Source organism: Moorena sp. SIO2C4, assembly GCF_010672485.1.
In the GTDB taxonomy this organism is placed as follows: Bacteria; Cyanobacteriota; Cyanobacteriia; order Cyanobacteriales; family Coleofasciculaceae; genus Moorena; species Moorena producens.
In genome coordinates this window covers 1-7,936 of the sequence record NZ_JAAHGN010000263.1, presented here as the reverse complement: position 1 = coordinate 7,936, position 7,936 = coordinate 1, and the positions used below count along the sequence as shown (strand labels likewise).

The window sequence follows — 7,936 nt, the reverse complement described above, 5'->3', positions numbered from 1 at the left end:
ACTCGTACACCGGAACGATAGACAATCCGACCTGGAATACCGACCACAGTACAATCGGAAGGAACATCTCGCAAGACCACTGACCCAGCACCAATGCGGACATTATTACCAATTTGGATATTCCCTAGCACCTTAGCACCAGCTCCCACTACCGCATTTTCTCCTAGAGTAGGGTGACGCTTACCACTTTCCTTTCCTGTACCGCCGAGGGTAACACCTTGATAGATTAGACAGTAGTCTCCCACAATGGCGGTTTCTCCAATCACCACACCCATACCGTGGTCAATAAAGACACCATGACCAATTTTGGCACCCGGATGAATTTCAATACCTGTAACAAATCGGGATAACTGACTCAGCAGTCGAGGAATGAATGGAATCCCAATCCCATGTAACCAGTGACAACAGCGATGGAACAGCAGAGCCTGTAGACCGGGGTAGCAGAACAAAACCTCCAGCCAGTTACGAGCAGCTGGGTCACGCTCAAAGATAATACGGAAGTCAGCAATCAGGGCAGATAGCACTAGAGGTCACCAGAATTAATGCTTGAACAAATTACTAACTAGTTTACCTTGTCTTGATGGAATAGCGAGTGGGGGTTTCCCCCAAGACCGCGCTACCTCGCTGCATCGCTTTTTGGTTACTCAACAGCCGTCAGGGTGTAATCCCACCGTTGTCCTCCCTCAAAGGCACCAACCCAGATTTGGTATGTGCCAGCTGGCCAATTTTGTGCGGTTATGCTGGCATCTTTTTTGGAACCTGTATCATCCCCACAAAGGATTTGATTGTTGGGAAACTGAATCAGTAAAGTGGTATCCTTTCCCTCTGTGTTGACCCCTATAGTTAAACTGGGTAAATCTGCCTCCAAAACCATCAGGTGATCTGGAGTAGGGTCTCCAAAACCAATACAGGGATCATTGTTGCGATCGCTATTTGCCATCGATGACAACGAGTAAGCACCACCGGTGTGACCACTGACTTCTCCCTGACTTGGGGAAAAACCCGGTGATAAGTTTAAAGAAGCAAAATTCGCTGTCTGAGATAAAACGGGCATAGAACAGAGGGCTACTATTAAAGCTATGACTCCTCTAACACCTTGTCGCACCATTGCAAAACCCTCCTAAGACTAGTTGTTACTATTTCCTCCCTATTTGAGTAGCAGTAAACTATTAGAAATTACAGTACTTACTTATATTTTCCTATAAACCTCTGTTGTTCGATAGCAACACCTGTGACACTCTGCTATCTGCCACATTAATTATTATTTGATACCTTTGGCGTTAATTTATTCCTTAGCAATTAGCTATCAGCTATCAGCTAATGCGCACGCTACTTGAGGTGCTATCAGCTATCAGCTATCAGCTATCAGCTATCAGCTATCAGACAATGCCTGAATACTTAGATGGACAAATGCCCAAACTTTCAATTTTGTAAAATCTCGAACTATTAAATTATCGTGTTCGATGTTTATTTTATAAATGATAGCTGAGGGCTGACAGCTGATGTTAATCCTGATATTAACTACTTTAAATATTGCTACATATTAATCAGCCACCATAGCTGATCACCCCATCATCTGCTCATTATATTTAGGGTGAATAAATAAAATTGCGATTACTAGAGGTAGAATAAAGGTCAAAACTACGAAAACAAGCGCGTTACAGCTATTTACGTCCTATGGTCGCTCAATCGTTTGATCAACCTCTTGTTGAAATCAGTGTTGAACAACTGGCAAGGCAGATGGCAGATTCCCCGGAGCAGTTACAGCTTATTGATGTCCGAGAACGGCAAGAAGTTGCGATCGCTTCTATAGAAGGGTTTGAAATTCTGCCTTTGAGTGAATTTGCTCAGTGGTCTGGGGAAATCTCTACTCGCTTTGACCCCACAGCTGAAACCATGGTCATGTGCCATCATGGTATGCGCTCGGCTCAGATGTGTCAGTGGTTAATCAGTCAGGGGTTCACGAATGTCAAGAATGTAGCTGGGGGTATTGACGCATACTCAATCATAGTTGATCATAGCATTCCTCGTTACTAATTGCAGCTCACTACTAACTACTGCTATGAGTAGATTCTGCTATCTTAGAACAAATGTTCTTACAGCAAATATTTTTAGATAAAATGTATTAATAACCAACTTAATCCTTGGGTGAGCAGACGCTGCCATAGCTATGGATAAATCCCAGATACTTCCAAGTTTCACCAAAACCAACCCTGATTTTTGGTGATTGATTGGGATATCTAATTATCAGCCCTACTGTTTTGGACTAAAGCAGGCTTAACTAGACCCAGCTTTTAGGCAACATTCCATTATTAGTATGTTTGATCACCTTAATGGTAACTCCTCCCTCTAATTTAGACTTTTTTCCCTTTCAAATTAAGTTCAGCTTTGGTTCAAAATGTCTCGCCAACAACTAAGTTTAACAACTCGGCAACAACATATTCTCTGGGCGACTATTCGTCACTATATTGCCACGGCGGAACCGGTTGGTTCTAAAGCCTTGGTTCAAGAATATGACCTGAGTGTGAGTCCAGCCACGATTCGCTCTTGCATGAGTATGTTGGAAAAAGTTGGACTACTATATCAACCCCATACCTCTGCAGGTAGGGTTCCTTCTGATTCAGGTTATCGAACCTATGTTGACCAGCTGATTCAACCGTCAGAAACCTTGAGTCAGTATGTTGAAAATTTACTGGCAGAGAAGTTGAACTGGGAGGAAGCTAAGTTTGAGGTATTGCTAAGGGATGCTGCTCAAATTCTGGCAACGGTCAGTGGATATATTGCTTTAATTACTTTCCCTGACAATCGCACTACTCGCCTGCGCCATCTACAGTTGATGCACCTAGAGCTAGGGCAGGTGATGTTGATTATAGTGACCGATAGTTATGAAACTCAGTCGGTATTGATGAATCTGCCCCACTCAGAGGATGATAAGACCGTTGATGAGTCGATTGTGGAGCGGGAGTTAAAAATATTATCTAACTTTTTGAATAGTAAGCTGCGAGGGCGAACTCTCACGGAATTGGAGAAATTAGATTGGAGTGAATTAGACCGAGAATTTGTCCGCTATGCGGATTTTTTAAGCAATTTATTAACTGAGTTGACCCGTCGCACTGTAGTACCTAAGTCCAGCCCGATTATGATTCGTGGCATCTCAGAGGTGTTGCGTCAACCAGAATTTGCGGAAATAGACCAGACTCTAGACTTACTACATCTGTTGGAAGAGGAACAGGAGCAATTGTGGTCAGTAATCTTTAAAGTACCGGAAGAGTTGGAAGTTAAGTCCCGTGTGAAAATTAGGATTGGTGCAGAGAATTCCTTGCAACCGATGCGTGGCTGTACTTTGGTATCTGCTAACTATCAGCAAGACCAAGTCCCAGTGGGAAGTGTGGGAATTATTGGACCAACTCGCATGATTTATGAAAATGCGATCGCATTAGTGGAAGCAGCGGCAGATTATCTAACTGAAGCCTTGAGTCAACCAGCTTAAAGGGAAGTCTTACCGCAATGGGAAGACTTTGATCGGAAATGCTACATCCAGCTTTTTCTCCAAATTATTCTAATTACTATACCAAAAGGGACTGGAAAAATTTCTAAGCCCCAACTCAGTTGCCTCCCTAAAACAGGGACCATAGCTAGAGATACACCCTCATCGACCCATTCCCCTTGCCGCTAGGTGGGCAGGTTACGAATTTCCGTAGCTTCTTCAGGATTTAGGACCTCGATATCCAGGAAAGTCTGTATCTTTCCTGCTTGTCTCAGCAGAAGACTCACTATGATCCCAGGTTTTGTTGATAATCTCCTGGATTTGACTATTTAAATCTAAATTTTGGTAAATTTGAACCCCAGCGTTAACTCCGACAAGTATTGCGCTCACTACCGCTATCGGAGTTCTCACTTTTCTGAAAAAGTCTCTTAGAGTCGCAGGTTTCATGTGGGCAGCTTAAATAATGTACATCTTTTGTATATCATATGTATATCACATTTGGCCACTAGCAGAAAGGCTGACGTCGGGGATATCTTTTTGAAAATAGCTTAAATCCCTATATTAACTGGGTTATAGGAACGATATTATAGTAATTACTGATCAGCAAGCAGCTATAATACATATATCACTAGCTACCAAAAAAGCTATAATACGTATATCACTAGTTAATGTGAATAAATTGTTATGTCTAGGAAACTAGTTAGCTTCAGACTATCTGAAGACCTAGCACAAGCCCTCAAAGACCGCGCTGAGGAGAAGGGCATTTCAGTGACAGAGTTAATCAACAGACTGCTGAGACAGGGTTTGGAAACCGATGACTCAGTAGAAGAACGTTTAACAGTAGTAGAATCCTCCGTTGAGAACCTCAGAAAACAAACCAATGTTACTGATCTCGCACTTGCGATTCAAGGAGTTGCTCAATCCCTGGGAGGATCCACTGTACCTAAGACTGACTCCCATGTAGAGAGGCGTCTGGATGAATTGCAAGAGTTATTCCTGGAGATGAACGAGAATCTAAACCAGGTACTGGATCAGGAGCCAAGCAGCCGTAAACCTCGGTCTTCTCTATCAAAGGGGTCTAAATCAGCGCGATTGCGTAACCTAGTAAAAGGTAAACAGTCTTCAGTCAACCCCGAGATTCCGCAAGACTCTCAATTCAGGGACTACTAAATTTAGTAACAAGATGCATACAGCGGTTTTGACTTGAATAGCCCCCATCCTTGATTAGGGGAGGGGGTAAGCTGAGAATGAGCTGTTGCTGTAACCAAGATTCAATGGGTGTGTTCATTTGAAAACTGCTATAGATGTTCAATCATGAGGGTTTTGGTAGGTTTAAGTGTCTTGATGTGTCTCCTGATCGAGCAAGAGTCGTTTTCAGAACAGACGCTAAAGTTGTTGGAAATTATTGAATCCCAGCGCATGGAGGGCTATGTTGCCAAAGCGACTGTAGCTAAATTCTTTTATTACGCCAAAATCCTGAGGGGGGAAAAAGATGCTAGAGAAATTTTCTCTATGGTAATGGGAATTCTAAAGGAATGCTCTGTCGATTACACCATCTTAGAGAAAGATCGATTATACGACCTGATAGAGCTTACAGGTTTTGAAGTTGCTGAAGAGTTGGTTTATGCAATCGCTAATAATCTGGAAGCCTTGGTAACCTTAAATGCTCAAAAATTAAATTATATTGGCTCTAGTTTTCCAGTTTTGTCAGTCGAGCAAGTGTTAGATCGTCAGCCATTAGAAGACTCCTTTCATCGTTATGAGCCAATTTATGAGCTAAAGGTAGAACCTGAAACCTCACTCCTAAATCCCTGGCAGACTGAACTTGATCAGAAGCCAGTAAAATTGAACAATTGGTTGCGCAATGACTTTTATGATGCTGAGCAAGAAAACTGGTATCCATGGGAAGATATTTTAGGAAGAATACAATATTCTTATAGAGATGCTCCTAGGCACATAAAAGGAGTCAATCGAGTTAAAAAAATTACCTGGGATAATGGATGCCAGATGGCTTTAGTCGTCCATGTGGCTATAGAAAGTAATAATGAAGTAGATATTCTGCTACAGCTATATGCTATCAGCAACCCAAACGATTTACCAGAAAATACCAAGTTGGTTGTACTTGATTATGACTTATCTGAAACTTTTATAGAAGCACAATCACAACTTGGTGATCTTGGCATCCAGCTAAGGTTTAGGGCTGATTATGGAGATAAATTCAGCGTTAAAATAGACTATGATAAGTTCAGTTATACATATTTATTTATGGTGTAGTTGTTAAGTTTTTATAATTATAAAATGGAAATGGGTAAATTAGTTGTAATAAATCTAGGAGAGGGAAACCTAGAAACTGCTTTTTCAGCTACTCTAAAAATTGGAGATGAGCGTGCTCTTCCATCAATAGAAAGACTAGGAAAATTGCCCCCAGCACCAGAATTGGCAAAACTCCATAAGCGCTGGTATTCAATATATCAAAACCTAGGCTTTTCTGTACGCTCTTTGAAGAAAAAAACACAGCTAAACACTTCTATCATCAGTATCGATCAGTTTCGGCAATTATCCAATGACTTGGAAAAAAATCTAAATAGTTGGCTTAATTATCAAGATTTTCGTGTCATCAAAGAGGGATTTCTTCAAAATTTAAATCGTTCTGAAGAAATTCGTGTAATTATCCAAGTGGAAGATATTCAATTACGACGAATCCCCTGGCATCTGTGGGACATTTTTGATTATTACCGCAAGGCTGAGGTGGCTTTGGGGGAATTAACCTATGATAAAGTTAAGCGCCCCGTTTCTTCTATTATCAACGATAAGGTGAGAATTTTAGCTGTTTTAGGAAACAGTGACGGAATTAATCTTGAAAAAGACCGAGAATTACTAGAAGATTTACCTGATACAGAAATTAAGTTTCTGGTTGAGCCGTCACGCCTGGCATTAGATAGGGCACTATGGGACGAAAAAGCCTGGGATATCCTCTTTTTTTCTGGGCATAGTTACAGCCAAGTAGATGGCAAGAGTGGCTATATTTATATTAACCGAACAGATAGTTTACTAATTAGTGATTTAAAAAATGCTTTAAAAGCTTCAATTGAACGGGGATTAAAGATAGCTATATTTAACTCTTGTGATGGGCTAGGTTTAGCACAAAGTTTAACTGACTTGCACATCCCGCAAGTTATTGTGATGCGAGAGCCAGTACCAGATCTAGTGGCTCAGGAGTTTTTAAAGGGATTTCTTAAGTCATTTTCAAGGGGAAAATCGTTATATATTTCAGTAAGGGAAGCAAGGGAACAATTGCAAGGATTAGAGAATGATTTTCCCTGTGCTAGTTGGTTGCCAGTTTTATTTCAGAATCCCGCAGAATTGCCTCCCATTTGGAATGATCTTGCTCCGATGAGCTTTATCACTCAGCAACAACCAAACAACGAAGACCTAATTTTATACCAAAAAAGAGTAGAAGCTTGGAATCAGTCGAGGAAAAGAAACACTGAGTTAGTTCCAGATCTAATCAAAATAAATTTAACTGGAGCCAATCTGACTGGAGCTAATCTTAGTAACGTTAATCTTACTGGAGCTAATCTCACTCAAGCTAATCTCACTCAAGCTAATCTTAGTAACGTTAATCTTAGTGGAGCCAATCTCAGTCACGCTAATCTCAGTCACGCTAATCTCAGTCAAGCCAATCTCACTGGAGCTAATCTAACGGCAGTCCAAGCATTGAATACTAACTTTGAACAAGCATTATTGACTGGGGCTTGTATAAAAGACTGGAATATCAATAATGCTACAAATCTTGATGGGATAATTTGTCCTTATGTTTATCTGCGAGATTCTCAACAAGAGCGCCGTCCCCATAGCGGTAACTTTGCTCCAGGAGAATTTACTAAGTTATTTAAAAAAGTTTTAGAAACTCTTGATTTGATTTTCATTAATGGAGTTAACTGGCAGGCATTTTTTACCTCATTCCAGAAGATAAAAGTTGAAAGCGGGGCACAGGAGTTAGGGATTCAAGCTATTGAGAATAAGGGGGATGGTACTATCGTGATTCGCATCAACATACCTAGGGAATTCAACAAAGCTGAAATTGAAAATGATTTCAAGCAGCACTATGAGTTAGCACTCAAAGCAGTCGAAGAAAAATATCGAGCTGAATTAAAGGCTAAAGATGAACAAATACAAATTTATCGTCATCAAAGTGCTGATATAAAAGAAATCATCAAGGTTATGGCTAGCAAACCTATTAATAATGATATTTATATCAAAAACACAGTAGATAGTCCACCTATATCAGAAGAGAATACATTCAACATAGACCAGAGAAATTCCTCAAACGCTTTTGCTTACGCGGGAACAGCCAATGACAGCCAAATAGTTAGCACTCAGAACAACTATGCCACAGCCCAAAAACAAAATTTGGCAGAGGCAGCAGCAGAGATTCAGCAACTACTA

General features: G+C 40.8%; 7 protein-coding genes. 5 read left to right on the top strand and 2 right to left on the bottom strand.

The features are described 5' to 3' along the window. Positions 1-524 (bottom strand): serine O-acetyltransferase (gene cysE / locus F6K20_RS15525; RefSeq protein ID WP_287295239.1); only part of this gene is annotated, 524 nt, incomplete at its 3' end. A gap of 116 nt (positions 525-640) precedes the next feature. Further along, on the bottom strand, positions 641-1,108 hold the full coding sequence (locus tag F6K20_RS15520) for a hypothetical protein (protein WP_287253652.1): 468 nt from the start codon (positions 1,106-1,108) through the stop codon (positions 641-643). A 569-nt stretch (positions 1,109-1,677) separates the two neighbouring features. Between F6K20_RS15520 and F6K20_RS15515 the strand changes: the two genes are divergently transcribed. From F6K20_RS15515 to F6K20_RS15495, 5 genes are all read left to right on the top strand, one after another. Then, entirely contained in the window at positions 1,678-2,037 is a 360-nt protein-coding gene (locus F6K20_RS15515) for a rhodanese-like domain-containing protein (protein WP_287295237.1), read from the top strand. A 361-nt stretch (positions 2,038-2,398) separates the two neighbouring features. Further along, positions 2,399-3,490 carry a heat-inducible transcriptional repressor HrcA gene (gene hrcA, locus F6K20_RS15510; RefSeq protein ID WP_287295235.1) on the top strand — a complete coding sequence of 364 codons (1,092 nt, stop codon included), beginning with the start codon at positions 2,399-2,401 and terminating at the stop codon, positions 3,488-3,490. A gap of 681 nt (positions 3,491-4,171) precedes the next feature. After that, positions 4,172-4,657, top strand: a complete 486-nt coding sequence (locus F6K20_RS15505) for a ribbon-helix-helix protein, CopG family (protein ID WP_071106120.1) — start codon at positions 4,172-4,174, stop codon at positions 4,655-4,657. 144 nt (positions 4,658-4,801) lie between these two features. Then, the gene (locus F6K20_RS15500; RefSeq protein ID WP_071106121.1) at positions 4,802-5,761 is read left to right on the top strand and encodes a DUF1822 family protein; all 960 of its coding nucleotides are present in this window, start codon (positions 4,802-4,804) and stop codon (positions 5,759-5,761) included. A gap of 30 nt (positions 5,762-5,791) precedes the next feature. After that, positions 5,792-7,936 (top strand): pentapeptide repeat-containing protein (locus F6K20_RS15495; RefSeq protein ID WP_287295233.1); only part of this gene is annotated, 2,145 nt, incomplete at its 3' end.

Bases quoted from the DNA above. Each gene is read 5' to 3' on its own strand.
- F6K20_RS15520 (WP_287253652.1), bottom strand. From the start codon at position 1,108: ATGGTGCGACAAGGTGTTAGAGGAGTCATAGCTTTAATAGTAGCCCTC.
- F6K20_RS15515 (WP_287295237.1), top strand. From the start codon at position 1,678: ATGGTCGCTCAATCGTTTGATCAACCTCTTGTTGAAATCAGTGTTGAA.
- hrcA (WP_287295235.1), top strand. From the start codon at position 2,399: ATGTCTCGCCAACAACTAAGTTTAACAACTCGGCAACAACATATTCTC.
- F6K20_RS15505 (WP_071106120.1), top strand. From the start codon at position 4,172: ATGTCTAGGAAACTAGTTAGCTTCAGACTATCTGAAGACCTAGCACAA.
- F6K20_RS15500 (WP_071106121.1), top strand. From the start codon at position 4,802: ATGAGGGTTTTGGTAGGTTTAAGTGTCTTGATGTGTCTCCTGATCGAG.